The following is a 17,850-nucleotide window of genomic DNA, read 5'->3' on the forward strand; positions in this document are numbered from 1 at the left end:
CCTCGCTGCCGATGATCGGCAGCGAGGGGCCAACGATCCGAACCCCGCGCCCGTCACAGCAGCGGCAGGACCTCCTCGGCCGTCCAGGGGCGCAGCGCGAGTTCGGTGCGGGTCTGCGGCAGCCCCGCCTGCGGCCAGCTCACCGTGATCGTGAGCTTGCCGTCGGTGGGCAGCTCGTCGACCCAGAAGCTCGCGTCGAGGGCGAAGGAGTCCTCCCCGCCGCCGCCGCTGGACCGCGAGGGGTCGGCGAACCCCTCGTGGTCGCCGATCCCGATGGCGACGACCGGCTCGGACCAGCTGCCCGGACCGCTCTCGTCGAGCGGCAGGTGGCTGGAGAAGCTCTGCCGGGCCGCGGCCTCGGCCTGCACCCCCTCGGCGCGCAGGACGAACGGCAGCGACAGGCCGTCGCGGTGGGCGAACACGCACCGCAGGCCCGCCACGATCCCCGTCGCCCGCCCCAGCACGACGGGTCCGTGGACGACGGCCCCGAGGTCCTCGGGTTCGACGGCGGCGGGCCAGCGGTGCGCTCTCATCACCGGTCGATGATGGCCGACCTCAGCACCGTCGTCGACCACTCCCCCACCAGCAGCTCACCGACCTCGCGGCCCACCTCCTGCCGCGGGTCGGAGGACACCACGAGCTTCCACGGGCCGCCCGGCGCGGGCGGAACCGTGAACTCCACGGGGTTCGCCGCGCCGTTCACCAGCAGCAGCACCGTCGGGGACCCCTCGGTGGAGAACTGCACGGCGTAGGCGCGGGCGTTCGCGTCGTCCCACTCCTCCTGCCCCATCGGCTGCCCGTCGGCCCGCAGCGACAGCGAGTTCGGGCCGAACCACGACGGCCGCAGGGCCGGCGTCTCGCGGCGCAGCCGCAGCAGGTCGCGCGTGAACCCCAGCAGGTCGGAGTCGGCCGACGCCCAGTCGAACCAGGAGATCTCGTCGTCCTGGCAGTAGGCGTTGTTGTTGCCGCCCTGGGTGCGGCCGAACTCGTCGCCGCCGAGCAGCATCGGGACGCCCGCGCTGAGCAGGAGCGTGGTCAGCAGGTTCCGCCGCTGCCGGGCCCGCAGGGCGTTGACGCCCTCGTCGTCGGTCGGCCCCTCCGCGCCGCAGTTCCACGACCGGTTGTCGCTCTCGCCGTCCCGGCTGTCCTCGCCGTTGGCCTCGTTGTGCTTCTCGTCGTAGGCGGTGAGGTCGGCCAGGGTGAACCCGTCGTGGGCGGTGAGGAAGTTCACGCTGCACAGCGGGGAGCGCCGGTCGGCCTCGTAGACGTCGGGGCTGCCGGTCATCCGCTGGGTCAGCGCCCCCAGCGACCCCTGCCCGCGCCAGAAGTCGCGGACGTCGTCGCGGTACCTGCCGTTCCACTCCGACCAGCGGGCCGGGAAACCCCCCACCTGGTAACCCTGGGTGTCCCAGGGCTCGGCGATGAGCTTGACCGGCGCCAGCACCGGGTCCTGGTGGACGATGTCGAGGAACGCGGAGTGCACGTGCGCGTCGCCCCACTGGCGGGTCAGGGTGGTGGCGAGGTCGAAGCGGAACCCGTCGACGTGCATCTCGCTCACCCAGTAGCGCAGGGAGTCCAGGATCAGCTGCAGCGCCGCCGGGTGGGAGACGTTGAGGGAGTTCCCGGTGCCGGTGGTGTCGAAGTAGTTCTCCGGTTCCTCCTCCACGACGCGGTAGTAGGAGCCGTTGTCGATGCCCTTGAGCGAGAGGGTGGGGCCCAGGTGGTTGCCCTCGGCGGTGTGGTTGTAGACGACGTCGAGGACGACCTCCAGCCCCGCGGCGTGCAGGGCCTTCACCATCTCCTTGAACTCGCGGACCTGGGCGCCGTCGTCACCGGAGGCGCTGTACTCGTTGTGCGGGGCGAAGAACCCGATGGAGTTGTAGCCCCAGTAGTTGCGCAGGCCCTTCTCGGCCAGGTGGGAGTCCTGGACGAACTGGTGCACGGGCAGCAGCTCGACGGTGGTGACGCCGAGGTCCACCAGGTGCTGGATCGCGGCGGGGTGGGCCAGGCCCGCGTACGTCCCGCGGATCTCCTCCGGGACGTCGGGGTGCAGCTTCGTGAAGCCCTTGACGTGGACCTCGTAGACGACGGTGTCGGCCAGCGGGACCCGCGGGGCGGTGTCGTCGCCCCAGTCGAACGCGGGGTCCACCACGACGGCCTTGGCGACCGAACCGGCCGAGTCGGCGTCGTTGCGCTGCTCGGGGTCGTCGAAGGTGTGCCCGAACGTCTCCTCCCCGGCGCCCCAGGAACCCTCGACGGCCCGGGCGTACGGGTCGAGCAGCAGCTTGGCGGGGTTGTGCCGCAGCCCCTCGCCCGGTTCCCACTCCCCGTGGACGCGGAACCCGTACCGGGTGCCGATCCCGCCGGGGACGAGGCCGTGGAAGACGTGACCGGAGCGCTGCGTCAGCCGGTGCGCCGTCTCGGCGCCGTCGGGGTCGAAGACCGCGACGTCGACGGCCTCGGCCGTCTCGGAGTACACGGCCACGTTCAACCCGTTCTCGCGCAGCGAGACGCCGAGGGGGTAGGGGGTGCTGTCGTCCACTGATCGATCGTGGGGCCACCCCGCCGATCGCGCGCGCTGAACTACTCCGCACCCTCGCGGCGGGTCCGCACCCGGCCCGTGGCCCACAGCAGCCGCCAGCGCGCCCGGACCCAGTTCCACCAGCGCAGCCGCCCGCCGTCCAGACCCTGCTCGGTCTGCTGCCAGCGGCGGACCTCCCGCGCGTGGTACTTCATGGCGACCAGGACGCAGCCGCGCGCGAACGCGGCGAGCACGGCGAGGCCACCGAGGACGGTGGCCCAGGAAGCAGCGTCCTCCAGCGACACCCGGACACTGTGCCAGGGACGACGGCGCCCGGCACCCGCTGGGGGTGCCGGGCGCGTCGGCGACCGTGCGGTACGGCTGTCAGTACCGGTAGTGGTCGGACTTGTACGGCCCGGCCACGTCGACGCCGAGGTAGTCGGCCTGCGACTTGGTCAGTTCGGTCAGCCGCACCCCGAGGGCGTCCAGGTGCAGCCGGGCGACCTTCTCGTCCAGGTGCTTGGGCAGCCGGTGCACCCCGACCGGGTAGCTCTCCGGCTTGGTGAAGATCTCGATCTGGCCGAGGACCTGGTTCGCGAACGAGTTCGACATGACGAAGCTCGGGTGGCCGGTCGCGTTGCCGAGGTTCAGCAGCCGCCCCTCGGACAGCACGATGACGTTGTGCGCGGGACGGCCCTCGGCGGCGGGGATGCGCCACTCGTGGACCTGCGGCTTGATCTCGACCTTCTCCACGCCGGGGATGCGGGCCAGGCCGGCCATGTCGATCTCGTTGTCGAAGTGGCCGATGTTCCCGACGATCGCCTGGTGCTTCATCCGCGCGATGTCGGCCGCCATGACGACGTCCTTGTTGCCGGTCGCGGTGATGAACAGGTCGGCGGTCTCCACGACGTCCTCGAGGCGGACGACCTGGTACCCGTCCATCGCGGCCTGCAGGGCGTTGATGGGGTCGATCTCGGTGACGACGACACGGGCGCCCTGACCGCGCAGGGACTCCGCGCAGCCCTTGCCGACGTCGCCGTAGCCGCACACGACGGCCGTCTTGCCGCCGATGAGGACGTCGGTGCCCCGGTTGATCCCGTCGATGAGGGAGTGGCGGGTGCCGTACCTGTTGTCGAACTTCGACTTGGTGACGGAGTCGTTGACGTTGACCGCCGGGAAGGGCAGGACGCCGTTGCGGTGGTACTCGGCCAGGCGCAGCACGCCCGTCGTGGTCTCCTCGGTGACGCCCTGGATGCCCTCGGCGACGCGGGTCCAGCGCTGGGGGTCCTCGGCGAGGGACTTCCGCAGCAGCTCCAGGACGACGGCGTACTCCTCGGAGTGCTCGTCGGTGGTGGCCGGGACGGCGCCGGCGGCCTCGAAGCGCTTGCCCTCCAGGACGAGCATGGTGGCGTCGCCGCCGTCGTCGAGGATCATGTTCGGGCCGATGCGGTGGCCCTCGGCGTCGGTGCCCCAGTCGAAGATGCGGTCGGCCAGCGCCCAGTACTCCTCGAGCGTCTCGCCCTTCCAGGCGAACACGGGCACGCCCGCGGGCGCCTCGGGGGTCCCGGTGCCCACGACGACCGCCGCGGCGGCCTGGTCCTGAGTGGAGAAGATGTTGCAGCTGGCCCAGCGGACCTGCGCGCCGAGGGCGACGAGGGTCTCGATGAGGACGGCCGTCTGGACCGTCATGTGCAGGGAGCCGGCGATGCGGGCGCCGGCCAGCGGCTGGGAGTCGCCGAACTCGGCGCGCAGCGCCATCAGCCCGGGCATCTCGTGCTCGGCCAGACGCAGCTCGTGGCGTCCGGCCTCGGCCAGGGAAAGGTCCCGGACCTGGTACTCGAAAGACATTCCAGTCCTCTCGTGCGGTCAGTGACGTTCCCCCGGCGCGGCCCCTCTGGGCCCGTGCTCGTGCCGAGCGGCATCACCGCACGCCGGAGCGACGACCAGCCTACGCGCTCGGCGACGGAGGGTGACCGGCTCCCGCGTCCCGGCCCCGCGGGGGGCTTGACGGAACCCGCCCCTCGAACACACTGAGTAGGTGACCGACGACGGTACGGAGGTTCGCCGTACCGGGCGCCGCAGCCGGTCGCGGCAGCACCGGCCCCCGCGGTCCCAGCCCCGTCCCCGCTCCCTGACGCGGTGGGTGACCTACGCCTGCGGCGTGGCCCTGCTCGTCCTGGCCGGGACCGGCACCGGCTCGCTGCTGGCCGTGCGCGACCTCGACGACGCCCGCCGCCACCTGACGCGGACCGCCGAGTGCCGCCGCGAGCTCGGCGAGAACCGGGCCGCCCACGTCGACCAGGAGTCCGCGCTGCGCGGCTACCTGGTGACCGCCGACGACCGGTTCCTGGAGCCGTACGACCGGGCCGGGCGCGACCTGCCGGCCCGGGAACGGGCCAGCGCCGCGTGCCTGCGGTCGCTGGGCGTGGCCGCGGGCCGGTGGGACGACGTCCTGGCCGCCCACGACGACTGGACGGCGTACGCGCAGCGGCAGCGGGACCGTGTGCGCGCCGGGGACCTCGACAGGGCCCGGGCCCTGTACGTGACCCTCGACGGCAAGCGGCGGTTCGACGCCCTGCGCGACGCGCTGGACGTCCTGGACGCCCGGCTCGCCGCGCAGGAGGCGCACGACGTCGCGCACGCCGAGCGCGCCCAGCGGCGGCTCCTGGTCACCGTGGCCGCGGGCCTGCTCGCGATGGCGACGGCGCTGGGGGTGGGGTGCCTGCTGCTGCGGCGCACCGTGACCACCCCGCTGGCCCAGCTCGCCCGGGCCAGCCGGACCGTCGCCGACGGGGACCTGACCGCGACGCTGCCCAGCGCGGGGGCGGTCGAGGTGCGCGACCTCGCCGAGGACGTCACGGCCATGCGCGACCGGCTGACGGCCGACCTGGGCCGCACCCGGCGGGCCCTGGACGCCGTCGCCCAGGCCGAACCGGCCCTGCACGCCCTCCAGCGCGCCCTGGTGCCGACCCTGCCCGACCTGCCCGACCTGCACCTGCACGCGCGGGTCGAACCGGCCGAGGGGCTGCTGGCCGGGGACTGGTACGACGTCGTGGAGGTCGGCCCGGCCTCGGTGGCGGTCGTCGTCGGCGACGTCGCCGGGCACGGGCCGGTCAGCGCCGTCCTGGCCCTGCGGCTCAAGCACTCCCTGGCGACCGCGGCCCGGCTGGGCAGCACCCCCGCGGCGGCGCTGCGGGCCGCGGCCGACCAGCTGGGCGACGTCGACCCCGAGCTGTTCGCGACCGTCTTCCTGGCCGTGGTGGACCGGGCGGCGCAGACGCTGACCTACGCCAGCGCCGGGCACCCGCCCGCCCTGGTGCAGCACCGGACCGGGCCCTGGCGGGAGCTGGCGGCCACCGGCCCGCTGCTGTCGGCGGTGTTCCGGCAGGCGCGGTGGACGCAGGAGAGCCTGCCGTTCGAGGCCGGGGACCGCCTGTTCGCCTGCACCGACGGGGTGCTGGAGGCCCGCGACGGGCAGGGCGTGGAGTTCGGGGTGGACGGCGTCGTCGGCGCCCTGGGGGACCTGACGGCCGCCGTCCCGGGCCCGACGCCCGAGCGCATCGTCGACGGCGTCACGGCCGCCGCGCTGCGCCACTCGCAGTTCCGCGCCCGGCAGGACGACCGGACCGTCGTGCTGGTCCAGCGCCTGCCCTGACGGCGCGCGCGGTCAGCCCAGGCGGTCCTTGAGGTCGGCCACCTGCGGGGAGCGCGCGGGGTCGACCCCGCACGCCAGCGCCAGGTACGCGGCGGCGAAGTCGGCGCGGGCGATCGCCTGCGCCAGCCGCTGCGCCGGGGAGCCCTCGTCGGCGACGAGCTCGCTGACGCGGACGCCCGCGTCGGTCGCGGTCGTCACGACCGCCTCGGTCAGCCGCCGGTCCACGTCGGCCACCGCGGCCGGGTGGTCCCGCACGACCAGCAGCCGCAGCCGCGGCCCGGTGGGCCCGTCGAGGAACGGGTCGGCGAACACGTCGTCGGCGCCCGCCGCCGCGAACGGCCCGCCGAAGGTGGCGACGACCTCGCTGGCGTCGTCCGGCAGGGCGCCGCTGACGGCCGGCACCCGCGCGGTCCGGGCGAGCATCCCCGCCGCCCGGCGCGCCGCCGCCGCCATCAGGTCCCCGTCGGCCAGGACGACGGGCACCGCGCCGGCCACCTCCAGCGCCAGCACCTTGGCGGGGTTCACGAACGTCTCCGACCAGGGGCGGCACGCCTCGGCCTCGGCGTCCAGCCGGTCGGCGACGGCGGCCAGGTCCGCCGCGGGCGCCGACAGCAGGCCCATCGCGTCGCAGGCCGCCAGCACCGGCGTCGCCAGCGACCACAGCGCCACCCGCGAGGAGCGGGGGTCGCCGCCGTCGGCGCGGACCCCGCGCGCGGGCCGGACGTGCACGTTGCCGCCGCGCGAGCCGACGTCGGCCAGCGGGGACCCCTCCCCGGCGACGGTGACGACCCGCGCGCCGCGCCGGGCGGCCTCGACGGCCAGCGCCACCGGGCCCGGCGCGCGGCCGGACAGCGAGACCGCGACGACGAGGTCGAGCGGGCCGACCCAGCTCGGCAGCGGACCGCCGTGCCGGACCACGACGGGCACCGGGCAGGCGCGCCCGGCGAGGGCCTGCACGATGTCGGCGACCACGGAGCTGCCGGCGAGCGCGGCGACGACGACGGCCCGCGGGCGCTCCTCGTCGGCCAGGCGGGCCACGCGGGCCTCCGCGCTGAGGTCCAGGGCCTCGCGGACCTGGGCCCCGGCGCTGGCCAGCGCGCGCAGGACACCGCCCTCGTCGACGGCGCTGAGGCGGTCGCCGTCGGCGAGCAGGGCCTCGTCGAGGGCGGTCACGACACCTCCCCCGCCGCGTCGGCCGCGTCGTCGCGCGGGGGGACGGCGGCGTCGACGAGCAGGACGGGCACCCCGTCGAGCACGGGGTACCGGACCCCGTCGGGCGTGGCCAGGAACTCCTGCCCGCCGACGGTCACCGGCGTCAGCGGGGCGCCGGTGGCGGGGCAGCGCAGCAGGTCCAGCACCCAGGCGTCCAGCGCCATCAGTCGGTCCCCCGCACGAGCTCGAGCACGCGGTCGCGCAGGACGGCCATCGTCGCCTCGTCGGCGCCCTCGGCGTTCAGCCGCAGCAGCGGCTCGGTGTTCGAGGCCCGCAGGTTGAACCACCACATCGGCTGGTTCGCCGACGCCGGGTGGAAGACGGTGACCCCGTCGAGGCGGTCGACCTCGACCGTCTCCCCCTCGGCCGCGGCCTGCTCGGTGATGGCGGCCACGACCCGCTCGGTGGTGGCGGCGGCGTCCTGCACGGTGGAGTTGATCTCCCCGCTGGCGACGTACTTCTCGTACTCGGCGGCCAGCTCCGACAGCGGCCGGTCCTGCTCGGCGAGCGCGGCCAGGACGTGCATCGCGGCCAGCATCCCGGTGTCGGCGGACCAGAACTCGCGGAAGTAGTAGTGCGCCGAGTGCTCGCCGCCGAACACCGCGCCCACCTCGGCCATCCGCTCCTTGATGAAGGAGTGCCCCACGCGGGTCCGGACGGGCTTGCCGCCGTCGGCCTCGACGAGCTCGGGCACCGCGCGGGAGGTGATGAGGTTGTGGATCACGACGGGCTCGCGGCCGGCGCGGATCTCCTTGGCGATCTCGCGGCGGGCGACCATGGCGGTCACGGCGCTGGGGCTGACCGGGTCGCCCTTCTCGTCCACGACGAAGCAGCGGTCGGCGTCGCCGTCGAAGGCGAGGCCGAGGTCCGCGCCGTGCTCGGGGACCGCCTTCTGCAGGTCCACGAGGTTGGCCGGGTCGAGGGGGTTGGCCTCGTGGTTGGGGAAGGTGCCGTCGAGCTCGAAGTACATCGGCACGACCTCCAGGGGCAGCGCGGGCAGCCCGGCGTCGTCGCCGAGGACCGCGGGGGCGGTGAACCCGCCCATGCCGTTGCCGGCGTCGATGACGACCTTGAGCCGGCGGCCGCCGGACAGGTCCACGAGGGTGCGCAGGTGCTGGGCGTAGGCCTTCAGCAGGTCCTGCTCGTCGACGGCGCCGACGGTGCCGCCGTCGGCCGGGACGGTCCCGGCGTCCAGCCAGCCCTGGGCGAGCTCGCGGATCGCCGACAGGCCGCTGTCCTGGCCGACGGGCCTGGCCCCGGCCCGGCACATCTTGATCCCGTTGTACTGCGCGGGGTTGTGGCTGGCGGTGAACATCGCGCCGGGGACGTCGAGGAAGCCGCTGGCGAAGTACAGGCCGTCGGTGGAGCACAGGCCGATGACCGTGACGTCGACGCCGCGGGAGGCGAGGCCGTCGGCGAAGGCGGCGGACAGCTCCGGGGACGAGGGGCGCATGTCGTACCCGACGACGGCCCGGGCGACGGCGCCGGCGGGGGTCTCGGGCAGGACGACGACCTCGGCGAAGGCGGCGCCGATGGCCCGCACGACGTCGGCGTCGAGCTGGTCGGGGACGGTGCCCCGGACGTCGTAGGCCTTGATGACGGACGACAGGTTCACGGTCGGGGCGCTCACGCTGGCGAGCCTACAAGCGACGGCCGCTCCGGCGGCGGGCCGCGGGAGCCGTGACTAGTGCTTGCGGGTGCGCTCCAGGATCCCGTCGACGGTCAGCGGGCCGGCGGCCGACAGCCAGCTGCGCTCCTCGCACACGTGGCAGGACACGAACTGCACGGGCGTGCCGTCGGTCAGGTTCATCGACAGCTGGGTGACGCGCTCGCTGCCGCAGTGCGAGCACGCCGCGGTCTCGCGGTGCGCGGCCTGGGTCAGCGACCCCAGCGGCGGGGCCGTGCGGGCGGCGCGGGAACGGCGGGGAGCGCGGGGCGCGTTGGCTGCGGGCACGAGGCTCCATCGGCAGCCGGGCCGCCCGGCTGAGCGGCCCGCGCGGTCACTTCTCCTCGCCGATGACCCTCAGGTGGCCGCGGCGGACGGCCGGGGCGTCGGGGTCGATGCGCCGCTCGGTGCCGCGGGGGCGGTCGCTGACGGCGTCGACGAGGGCGTCGAGGTCGTCGTGGTGGCGGGCCGCCTCCAGCAGCTCCGGGGCCAGCCGGACGACCTCCCAGCCGCGGGGGGCGGTCAGCCGGTCGGCGTGGTCGGCGCACAGGTCGTAGGTGTGCGGCTCGGCGTACGTCGCCAGCGGGCCCAGGACGGCGGTGGAGTCGGAGTACACGTAGGTGAGCGTCGCCACGGCCGTCTTCCCGCACGCGGTCCGCGAGCAGCGCCGTGCGCTGGGCGCGGCGGAGCGGCCGGCTCCCGGGCGGGAGGCGTTCGTTCCTGGGGTGCGGGTGCTCACCCGCGGCACGCTACCGCCGTCGGCGGGCTGTCCGCTGGACGAGGTGCGATGTGTCGCCCCGATCACGCGGGTAGTCTCGCCCGGTGGTCCTCCGACGCCGGTCCCAGACCCGTTCGCTCAGGCGCCGCGACCGGCACGGCCGCGGCCTGCGCGGGCCGCTGCTGCCGGCGTCGCTGCCGGCGTCGCGCACGCGCGCCGAACGGTTCGACGACCTGGTCCTGGACGCGGTGGAGCTGCTGGAGCGGCGGTGGGCCGAGCAGCTGGCCGGGGTGGAGTTCGCGGTCGAGGACGTGCCGCCGTCCGACCCGGCCCCCTGGGAGGACGACGTCGTGCCGCTGGGCCGGCTGTTCCCCGCGCAGGGGCAGCGGCCCGCGCGGGTCGTGCTGTACCGCCGGCCGCTGGAGACCCGCGCCGACGGCGACGAGCTGGACGACCTGGTGGCCGACGTGGTGGTCGAGCAGGTGGCGCACCTGCTGGACCTGCCCCCCGAGGAGGTCGACCCCCGCTACGGCGACTGACGCCGCAGCGGGGGCGCGCCTCAGGCGGCCGCGCGGGCCCGCGACAGGATGAGCTGCAGCAGGGTCAGCACGACCTGCTTCACGTCCTCGCGCGAGCGCGCGTCGACGGCCACCACGGGGACGGCGGGGTCCACGTTGGCGGCGGCGCGGACCTGGTCCAGCGTGAGCTGGCTGCGGCCGGCGAAGGAGTTGACGGCCAGCACGAACGGCAGGCCGATCTTCTCGAAGTAGTCCAGCGCCACGAAGCAGTCGTCGATCCGGCTGGGATCCACCAGCACGACCCCGCCGAGCGCACCGTCGGCGAGGTCGTTCCACATGAACCCGAACCGGTCCTGCCCGGGGGTGCCGAACATGTACAGGATGATGCTGTCGTCGATCGTGACGCGGCCGAAGTCCATCGCGACGGTCGTCGTGGTCTTCTCGCTGGCCTCGCCGGCGTAGTCGACGCCGACCGACGCCGAGGTCATCGCGGCCTCGGTGCTCAGCGGCTCGATCTCCGACAGCGCTCCCACGGTCGTCGTCTTGCCGACGCCGAAGCCGCCGGAGACGAGGATCTTCACCGGGATGGGGGGACGTTTCACGGGGGCCGCCGGGGCGGCCGCCTCAGAGTGCAGCGACACCGTTGATCAACCTCTCGATGAACGAGACGTCGAGCGCGAGGGACTTCGCGGTGGACGTCGTGATGAGCAGTTCCCGGGCGACGAGGTCGCCGACCAGGACCTGGGCGACCCCCAGGGGGATGCCGACCAGCGCGGCGACCTCGGCGACGGAGCGGGCCTGCGCGCAGCAGGCCAGGACCTCCCCGAGCTCGAAGGGCAGCGACCCGGCGGCGGAGACCCGCGCGCCGAGGGCGGTGGCGACGGCGGTGGTCTCCATGGCGATCCCCGCCGCCCCGCCCCCGGTGCGGCCACCGGTGAGCAGGTAGGCGCGGACCTCCGCGTCGTCCCCGTCCCCGTCGGGGCCGACGGGGACGGGGACCGGGGCGGCGGCGGCGACCGCCGCGCCGGCCCCGAGGAACGGGCGGTCGAACTCGTCGAACTCGTCGAACTCGACCTCGTCGAACTCCTCGCGCGGGCTCACAGCTGCAGCGAGGTCTTCAGCTCGGTGATGAGCTCGGGGGTCAGCAGCGCCCCCACGCGCTCGACGAGCATCGTCGTCTCGTATCCGACGAGGCCGAGGTCGCAGTCGGCGGAGGTGACCACGCCGAGGCAGGCGCGCCCGGCGATGGAGGACACCAGCAGGTAGCCCTGCCCGAACTCGGTGATGACCTGGCTCAGCGGCCCCTTGTGCAGCAGCCGCGAGGCGGACACCGCCAGGGTGGTCAGGCCCGAGACGGTCGCGGCGAGCTTGTCGGCGTCGGCGCGCTCGAGGTCGGCGCGCATGGTCATGAGGAGCCCGTCGGAGGAGACCCCGATGGCCTGCTCCACGCCGGGGGTCTGGGCGACGAAGCGCTCGAGCAGGAAGTTGACGTCCTGCGCGTTCTGGCTGACGGTGCTGACGCTCATGATCACTCGCTCTCGGGGCTGGAGGGGCTGGTGCTGTCGCGGCGGGCGCGCGCGACGCCGCTCTGGAGGCCGGACAGGCCGCGGCGGACCTGCTCGGCGCTGCGGGACGTGGACGCGGTGTCCGCGGACCCGTCGCCGGTGTCGGGCAGCTGCGCGCCGCGGACCCGGGTGGGGACGGCGGGCAGGTCCGCGGGGACCGCGGCGACCTGCGGACCGGTGCCGGCCTCGGCGGTGCGGCCCAGGTCGCGGCCCAGGTCGGCCAGCTGGGCGCCGCGGACGCGGGGGGCGCCGGTGGGGCGGGCGGCCGGCGCGGGCGGGGCCAGCGGGGCCACGGCCTGCACCGGGGCGACCGGGGCGACCGGCTCGACGGGGGCCGCGGGGACCAGCGGGGCCACGGCCTGCACCGGGGCGACCGGGGCCGGTTCGGCGACCGTCTCCACCGGGGCCGGGGCCGGGGCGCCGACGAGGGCGAGCTCGGGGGCGGTCTGCACCGGCACCGCCGCAGCGGCGGCCGGGGCCACCGGGGCCACCGCGGGAGCGGCGGCCGGACGGGCCCCGAGGACCACCATCGAGGCGGGCAGCACGACGGCGGCGACGACCCCGACGGGGGCGGCGGCCGAACCGCCGCGGCTCAGCGTGACCGACAGGGACCAGCGGGAGGCGAGCAGACCCACGACGTGGTGCCCCAGCAGGCGGGAGTCGGGGCGGGAGTCGGCCGCACCGGCGATGCGGCCGTTGGCCAGCGCGATCTCGGCGTCGTCCATGCCGACGCCGAAGTCGGTGACCGTCAGGGCGTAGCCGCCGTCGACGGTCGGGGCGCCGGTGACGACGACGCGGGTGGTGCTGGGCGAGAACGCGGTCGCGTTCTCCAGCAGCTCGGCCAGCAGGTGGGTGACGTCGGCCGCGGCGCTGCCGTGCAGGGTGGCGTCGACGAGCTCGGTCAGGTCCACGCGCGGGTAGTCCTCGATCTCGGCGAGGGCGGCGCGGACGACACCGGCGACGGGCACCGGGCGGGACTTGGTGCGGGTCTGCTCCGCGCCGGCCAGGACGAGCATCGACTCGGCGTTGCGGCGGACGCGGGTGGACAGGTGGTCCAGGCGGAACAGCTTGTCCAGGACCTGCGGGTCGCGCTCGGAGCGTTCGAGCTCGGCGAGGAAGGCCAGGGTGCGGGTGAGCAGGTTCTGGTTGCGGCGACCGAGGTTGACGAGCATCTCGGCGGCGGCGATCTCGTTGCGGCGCTGCTCGACGGCGAGGTCGAGGGCGCTGTCCTGGACGTGGTTGAACGCGACGGCGAGGGCGGCGAGCTCGTCCTTCGTCTGGACCTCGAAGGCCGGCAGCGTCGGCGGGGTGCCGTCGGCGGCCATGTCGCGGATCTCGCCGATGGCCGCGGGCAGGCGCTCGGCGGCGACCTCCTCGGCGCGGGCGGTCAGCGCCCGCAGCGGCAGCAGCACGGTGCGGACGAGGGCGACGATCATGAGGGCCACGAGGACGACGGCCAGGACGGCGAAGCCGACGATGAGCAGCTGGGCGGTCTCGGCGACGCGGACCGCGCGGGCCTGGGCGGCCTCGCTGCGGGCGGTGACCGACTCCTCCAGGCCGTCCATCAGGGTCAGGACCTGCTCGTAGACGCGGAAGCCGCCCTCGTTGATGTGCGTCTCGGCGTCGGCGGTGCGACCGTCGCGGTAGGCGATGACGGCGCGGTTGTCGAAGTCGACGAACTGGTCCCAGAGGCCGAGGAGCTCCTCGTTGACGGCCCGCTCCTGCGCGGTCATCAGCTCGGTGGGGGCGTTCTTCAGCGACGCGATCAGCGCGGTGCGGTCGGCGAGGTAGCCGGCGCGGTTCACGTTGTCGTCGGCGAGGGCCGCCTCGACGCCGATGCGGTAGGTGTCGAGCGCGTAGCCGGTCTGCCAGCCGATGATGTCGGCGTCGTAGTACTTCTGCTCGTCGACGTAGTGGACGAGCTCGGTGGCGTCCTGGGCCTGCTGCAGCGCCGTGGACTGGGCGCGGTTCCCGATGAACGCGACGGCGCCCATGGCGAGGGTGAGCGCCAGGATCACCCCGAAGGCGATGGCGAAGCGTGCGCCCACCCGGACGCGACGCAACAGGAAGGTCATGCGAACTCCTCTTCCGACGTGCACACCCGCTGCGAGTCGCACGGGCAGTCAGCGGTGACGTGCTGCCGGAGGTGTCCGGCGTCGGTAGAGGTGTCGTCGGGCGGCGCGGTGGCCGTGAGGGGCTGAAAGCGTGGTCCCGAGTACCGTAAAGGGGTCAGCGGTCCCAGAGCAGCGCGGCGAGCTCGGAGGCGACGGCCCGCGGGGCCGGCTCACCCACCGCCATCGTCACGACCGACAGCGTCACGTCGCCGTGCTCGTCGGACTGCACGCGGATCCCGTGCCCGACCGCTCCGAGCACCAGGTTGAAACCGGGCCGGCCCGCCGCGACCTGCGCGACGGCGGCCACGGACGCCCGCAGGCACCCGCGCGGGTCCACGTCCTCCAGGCGCAGCGACGCGGCGGTGAACGTCGCGGTCAGCTCGGTCAGGACGCTGCGCTCCTGCTGGGCCTGGCCCTCGAGCCGAGAGGCGACGGCCTGGCGGCGCTCCCAGATCGACTGGTTCATCGATGACTCCCCGTGCTCCACGGGGCGACCGGCGGTCCCCCCGTCCTGACTCTCGGCACGCGGGGGGCGTTCCTTCAGCCCTGTCGGCCGATCGGGTGCGCGAACACCCCCGCGACCGCGGCGGTCCGGGGAGCGAGGGGGCGTCAGCCGATCGCGCGCTTGAGGCGGCGGCGCTCGCGCTCGGACAGCCCGCCCCAGATCCCGAACCGCTCGTCGTTGCCGAGGGCGTACTCCAGGCACTCCTGGCGCACCTCGCAGGACTGGCAGACCCGCTTGGCCTCGCGGGTGGAGCCGCCCTTCTCGGGGAAGAACGCCTCGGGGTCGGTCTGCGCGCACAGCGCGAGCTCCTGCCAGCCCGGGTCCTCGGGGGTGAGGCCGGACAGCCCGGTCGGCACGCCGGCCGGCCCACCGGTCAGGTCGACGAGCGCGAGCTCGGGCCGGCCCCCGGGCGAGGGGGTGCCGGCGGGGTCGTCGAGCGGGTCGATCCGGTCGATCTGGTCGATCTGGTCCACGTCGTCACGCATGGTGGCCCCCACAGCCTCGATCCCGTCACTCCTCGTATCGTGCCAGTCACCGTGCGACCACCACTGGTGGAATTACACGCGTGTCGTCCCCCGGAGTCAAGCCCAGCGTGGTATTTGCGCTCCTCAGGTGGTGACTCCGACCACATCCGTCACACGGACCTCACCACCGGGGGCCCGCGACCGGGGGCCGCATCCCCCGGCAGGGGATGATGAGCCGCGTGAACGACGTGAGCAGACCCCTGCGGATCACCGCCCTGGCCGGCGGTGTGGGCGGCGCACGCTTCCTGCGCGGCCTGCTGGCGCACCTGGCCGCCTCCCCCGACCCCGCCCGGCGGCAGGCCGCCGTCACCATCGTCGTCAACACCGCCGACGACGTGACGATGCACGGCCTGCGCATCTGCCCCGACCTCGACTCGGTCATGTACACCCTCGGCGGCGGCATCGACGAGACCCGCGGCTGGGGGCGGTCGCAGGAGACCTCCGGGGTCGCCGCCGAACTGGCCGCCTACGGCGCCGAACCGTCCTGGTTCACCCTCGGCGACAAGGACATCGCCACCCACCTCGTGCGCACCCGCATGCTCGCCGAGGGCGCCACCCTCTCGGAGGTCACCGCCCACCTCTGCGAGCGCTGGCGGCCCGGGGCGCGCCTGCTGCCCATGACCGACGACGTCGTGGAGACCCACGTCGACCTCGCCGGGGACGACGGCGCGGTCCGCCGCGTCCACTTCCAGGAGTGGTGGGTGCGGCTGCACGCCGCCGTGCCCGCCCTGGCCATCGAACCCGTCGGCGCCGACGCGGCCCGCCCCGCCCCAGGGGTGCTGGAGGCGGTCCGCGACGCCGACGTCGTCGTCCTGCCCCCCAGCAACCCCGTCGTGTCGATCGGAACGATCCTGCGGGTGCCCGGCCTGCGCGAGGCCCTGGTGGGCACCGCCGCGCCCGTCGTGGGGGTCTCCCCCGTGATCGGCGGCGCCCCCGTGCGCGGCATGGCCGACGCCTGCCTGGCCGCCCTGGGCGTCCCCACCACGGCCGCGGCCGTCGCCGGGCTCTACGCCGACTTCCTCGACGGCTGGCTCGTCGCGGCCGAGGACGAGCCCCCCGTGCGGGCCGGGCTGACCGTCCGCGGGCGGCCGCTGCTCATGAGCTCCCCGCAGGCCACCGCCGACCTCGCCGGGGCCGCGCTGGACCTGGCCCTGGACCTGACCGGTGAGGACCGCGCCGCGTGAGCGCCGCCGACAACGCCCCGCCCCTGCAGGTCGTCGGCCTCGGCGGGATCGGTGAGGTCCGCGCCGGCGACGACGTCGCCCGCGCGGTCGTCGACGCCCTGCACGCCCAGCGCGCCTCCCTCAGCGACGGCGACGTCATCGCCGTCTCCAGCAAGGTCGTCTCCAAGGCCGCCGGGCTGACCGCGCCCGCCGCCGCCCGCGAGGACGTGGTGCTGCGGCAGTCCCGCCGGCTCGTGGCCGCCCGCCGCACGCCCACCGGGGCCACCACCCGCATCGTCGAGGCCGCCGCCGGGCCCGTCATGGCCGCTGCGGGCGTCGACGCCTCCAACGTCGAGGGCGACGTCGTGCTCACGCTGCCCGCCGACCCCGACGCCGCCGCCCGGGACCTGCGCGACCGGCTGCACGAGCTGACCGGGGCCGTCGTCGGCGTCGTGGTGACCGACACCGCGGGCCGGGCCTGGCGGACGGGCCAGACCGACTTCGCCCTCGGCGTCGCCGGCCTCGACGTGCTCGACGACCTGCGCGGCACCGTCGACGCCCAGGGCCGCGACCTGTCGGTCACGGCCCGCGCCGTCGCCGACGAGATCGCCGCCGCGGCCGACCTGGTCAAGGGCAAGACGGACGGGGTCCCGGCCGCCCTGTTCCGCGGCCTGAGCGACCTCGTGCTGCCCCGGGGGCAGGACGGCCCCGGGGCGCGCTCGCTGGTGCGCGACGCGGCCGGCGACTGGTTCCGGCTCGGGCACGTCGAGGCCGTCCGCGCCGCCCTGGGCGCCGGCGGGGTCGAACCGCCGCCGCTGGTGCCCGGGACGCTGGCCGACCGGCTGGGACGGGCCGCCGAGGTCGCCCGCGCCGCGGGACCGGTGCTCGAGGGACGGGTCACCGCCGAGGGGCCGGCGCTGCACCTGGAGGCCGGGGACGACTTCTCCCTGGGGGTGCTGACGCAGCGGGTCCTGGCGGCGCTGTGGACCGAGGACCTCGTGGGCCTGGTGCACCGCGAGGCCGACGGCGTCGAGGTGCGGGTCGTCGAACGGCCCCGCTGATGTGGATCGACCTGTCCCGCCCCGTGCGGGAGGGGATGCCGGTGTTCCCCGGCGACCCGGAGTTCGGCGCGCAGGAGCTGCCCGGCGACGGGTTCCGCGTCACGCGGCTGACGCTGGGCAGCCACACCGGGACCCACGTGGACGCCCCCGCCCACGTGGACCCGGCCGGGCCCACCCTCGACGAACTGCCCCTGGACCTGTTCGCCGGACCTGCCGCGGTCCTCGACGTGCGGGGGGCGCGCGCGGTCGGCCCGGGGCTGCTGACCGGGGACCTGCCGCGGGTCGTGCTGCTGCGCACCGGGTCCGACGACGCGCACCTCACCGTCGAGGCGGCGCGGGCGCTGCGCGCGGCCGGGGTGCGCACCGTCGGGATCGACACCGCGAGCGTCGACGCCCCCGGCACCCTGGCCGCGCACCGGGTCCTGCTGGGCTCGCGCGAGGACCCGGGGGTCGTGGTGGAGAACCTCACCGGGCTGGACGCGCTGCCGGGGCGGGTGGAGTTCTTCGCGTTCGGGTGGGCGCTGGCCGGTGGCGACGGGTCGCCGGTGCGGGCGGTGGCGCGGGTCTGAACGCACCGCACCCCCGGGCCCGCTCCACGCCGGGTCGCGCCCGGCCGGCCGGCCGGTAG

At 75.2% G+C, this 17,850-nt stretch carries 20 protein-coding genes; 5 read left to right on the forward strand and 15 right to left on the reverse strand.

Features of this window, described 5'->3' with window-relative positions; all coding sequences use genetic code 11:
- Positions 1-53: 53 nt before the first annotated feature.
- The 4 genes from ACRYRX_RS00005 to ahcY all read right to left on the reverse strand — a co-directional run bounded on the left by ACRYRX_RS00005 (position 54) and on the right by ahcY (position 4,369).
- A complete protein-coding gene (locus ACRYRX_RS00005) occupies positions 54-536 on the reverse strand; it encodes a hypothetical protein (RefSeq protein ID WP_432509722.1) in 483 nt (160 codons plus the stop codon).
- Positions 533-2,542 (reverse strand): glycogen debranching protein GlgX, encoded by a 2,010-nt coding sequence (glgX, locus tag ACRYRX_RS00010; RefSeq protein WP_432509723.1) that lies wholly within the window; start codon positions 2,540-2,542, stop codon positions 533-535. The genes ACRYRX_RS00005 and glgX overlap by 4 nt, the downstream gene beginning before the upstream one ends.
- 41 nt (positions 2,543-2,583) lie before the next feature.
- A complete protein-coding gene (locus ACRYRX_RS00015) occupies positions 2,584-2,826 on the reverse strand; it encodes a hypothetical protein (protein ID WP_432509724.1) in 243 nt (80 codons plus the stop codon).
- Positions 2,827-2,905: 79 nt separating this feature from the next.
- Positions 2,906-4,369 (reverse strand): adenosylhomocysteinase, encoded by a 1,464-nt coding sequence (ahcY, locus tag ACRYRX_RS00020; RefSeq protein ID WP_432509725.1) that lies wholly within the window; start codon positions 4,367-4,369, stop codon positions 2,906-2,908.
- A 313-nt stretch (positions 4,370-4,682) separates the two neighbouring features.
- Between ahcY and ACRYRX_RS00025 the strand changes: the two genes are divergently transcribed.
- Positions 4,683-6,176 carry a PP2C family protein-serine/threonine phosphatase gene (locus ACRYRX_RS00025; protein WP_432509726.1) on the forward strand — a complete coding sequence of 498 codons (1,494 nt, stop codon included), beginning with the start codon at positions 4,683-4,685 and terminating at the stop codon, positions 6,174-6,176.
- Between the two features lie 12 nt (positions 6,177-6,188).
- On the opposite strand, the gene ACRYRX_RS00030 is transcribed toward ACRYRX_RS00025, so the two are convergent.
- From ACRYRX_RS00030 to ACRYRX_RS00050, 5 genes are read right to left on the reverse strand one after another with little or no spacing between them, the layout of a single operon-like run.
- Complete coding sequence (locus ACRYRX_RS00030; RefSeq protein ID WP_432509727.1) at positions 6,189-7,349, reverse strand: SIS domain-containing protein; 1,161 nt, start codon at positions 7,347-7,349, stop codon at positions 6,189-6,191.
- Positions 7,346-7,552, reverse strand: a complete 207-nt coding sequence (locus ACRYRX_RS00035; protein ID WP_432509728.1) for a Trm112 family protein — start codon at positions 7,550-7,552, stop codon at positions 7,346-7,348. The genes ACRYRX_RS00030 and ACRYRX_RS00035 overlap by 4 nt, the downstream gene beginning before the upstream one ends.
- The gene (locus ACRYRX_RS00040; RefSeq protein WP_432509729.1) at positions 7,552-9,018 is read right to left on the reverse strand and encodes a phosphomannomutase/phosphoglucomutase; all 1,467 of its coding nucleotides are present in this window, start codon (positions 9,016-9,018) and stop codon (positions 7,552-7,554) included. Before ACRYRX_RS00040 ends, ACRYRX_RS00035 begins: the two co-directional genes overlap by 1 nt.
- 54 nt (positions 9,019-9,072) lie before the next feature.
- Positions 9,073-9,342 (reverse strand): hypothetical protein, encoded by a 270-nt coding sequence (locus ACRYRX_RS00045; protein ID WP_432509730.1) that lies wholly within the window; start codon positions 9,340-9,342, stop codon positions 9,073-9,075.
- Between the two features lie 46 nt (positions 9,343-9,388).
- Positions 9,389-9,793 (reverse strand): DUF3499 domain-containing protein, encoded by a 405-nt coding sequence (locus ACRYRX_RS00050; protein ID WP_432509731.1) that lies wholly within the window; start codon positions 9,791-9,793, stop codon positions 9,389-9,391.
- An 83-nt stretch (positions 9,794-9,876) separates the two neighbouring features.
- Between ACRYRX_RS00050 and ACRYRX_RS00055 the strand changes: the two genes are divergently transcribed.
- Positions 9,877-10,311: a metallopeptidase family protein gene (locus ACRYRX_RS00055; protein WP_432509732.1), complete on the forward strand. Its 435-nt coding sequence runs from the start codon at positions 9,877-9,879 to the stop codon at positions 10,309-10,311.
- A gap of 20 nt (positions 10,312-10,331) precedes the next feature.
- Here the strand turns inward: ACRYRX_RS00055 and ACRYRX_RS00060 are convergent, their stop codons facing one another.
- From ACRYRX_RS00060 to ACRYRX_RS00085, 6 genes are all read right to left on the reverse strand, one after another.
- A complete protein-coding gene (locus tag ACRYRX_RS00060) occupies positions 10,332-10,931 on the reverse strand; it encodes a GTP-binding protein (RefSeq protein WP_432509733.1) in 600 nt (199 codons plus the stop codon).
- A complete protein-coding gene (locus ACRYRX_RS00065; RefSeq protein ID WP_432509734.1) occupies positions 10,915-11,391 on the reverse strand; it encodes a DUF742 domain-containing protein in 477 nt (158 codons plus the stop codon). The genes ACRYRX_RS00060 and ACRYRX_RS00065 overlap by 17 nt, the downstream gene beginning before the upstream one ends.
- Positions 11,388-11,816: a roadblock/LC7 domain-containing protein gene (locus ACRYRX_RS00070; protein WP_432509735.1), complete on the reverse strand. Its 429-nt coding sequence runs from the start codon at positions 11,814-11,816 to the stop codon at positions 11,388-11,390. The genes ACRYRX_RS00065 and ACRYRX_RS00070 overlap by 4 nt, the downstream gene beginning before the upstream one ends.
- 2 nt (positions 11,817-11,818) lie before the next feature.
- Positions 11,819-13,930 carry a HAMP domain-containing protein gene (locus ACRYRX_RS00075; protein WP_432509736.1) on the reverse strand — a complete coding sequence of 704 codons (2,112 nt, stop codon included), beginning with the start codon at positions 13,928-13,930 and terminating at the stop codon, positions 11,819-11,821.
- A 154-nt stretch (positions 13,931-14,084) separates the two neighbouring features.
- On the reverse strand, positions 14,085-14,435 hold the full coding sequence (locus tag ACRYRX_RS00080; RefSeq protein ID WP_432509737.1) for a hypothetical protein: 351 nt from the start codon (positions 14,433-14,435) through the stop codon (positions 14,085-14,087).
- A 143-nt stretch (positions 14,436-14,578) separates the two neighbouring features.
- Complete coding sequence (locus ACRYRX_RS00085; RefSeq protein ID WP_432509960.1) at positions 14,579-14,830, reverse strand: WhiB family transcriptional regulator; 252 nt, start codon at positions 14,828-14,830, stop codon at positions 14,579-14,581.
- Positions 14,831-15,198: 368 nt separating this feature from the next.
- Between ACRYRX_RS00085 and cofD the strand changes: the two genes are divergently transcribed.
- Genes cofD through ACRYRX_RS00100 form a run of 3 tightly spaced genes read left to right on the forward strand, consistent with a single transcriptional unit; the run spans position 15,199 to position 17,791 of the window.
- Complete coding sequence (gene cofD / locus ACRYRX_RS00090; protein WP_432509961.1) at positions 15,199-16,182, forward strand: 2-phospho-L-lactate transferase; 984 nt, start codon at positions 15,199-15,201, stop codon at positions 16,180-16,182.
- On the forward strand, positions 16,179-17,222 hold the full coding sequence (cofE, locus tag ACRYRX_RS00095; protein WP_432509738.1) for a coenzyme F420-0:L-glutamate ligase: 1,044 nt from the start codon (positions 16,179-16,181) through the stop codon (positions 17,220-17,222). The genes cofD and cofE overlap by 4 nt, the downstream gene beginning before the upstream one ends.
- Positions 17,222-17,791, forward strand: a complete 570-nt coding sequence (locus ACRYRX_RS00100) for a cyclase family protein (protein ID WP_432509739.1) — start codon at positions 17,222-17,224, stop codon at positions 17,789-17,791. Before cofE ends, ACRYRX_RS00100 begins: the two co-directional genes overlap by 1 nt.
- The last annotated feature ends 59 nt before the right edge of the window (positions 17,792-17,850 follow it).

It is taken from the genome of Kineococcus lubricus, from assembly GCF_050871965.1.
Lineage (GTDB): Bacteria > Actinomycetota > Actinomycetes > Actinomycetales > Kineococcaceae > Kineococcus.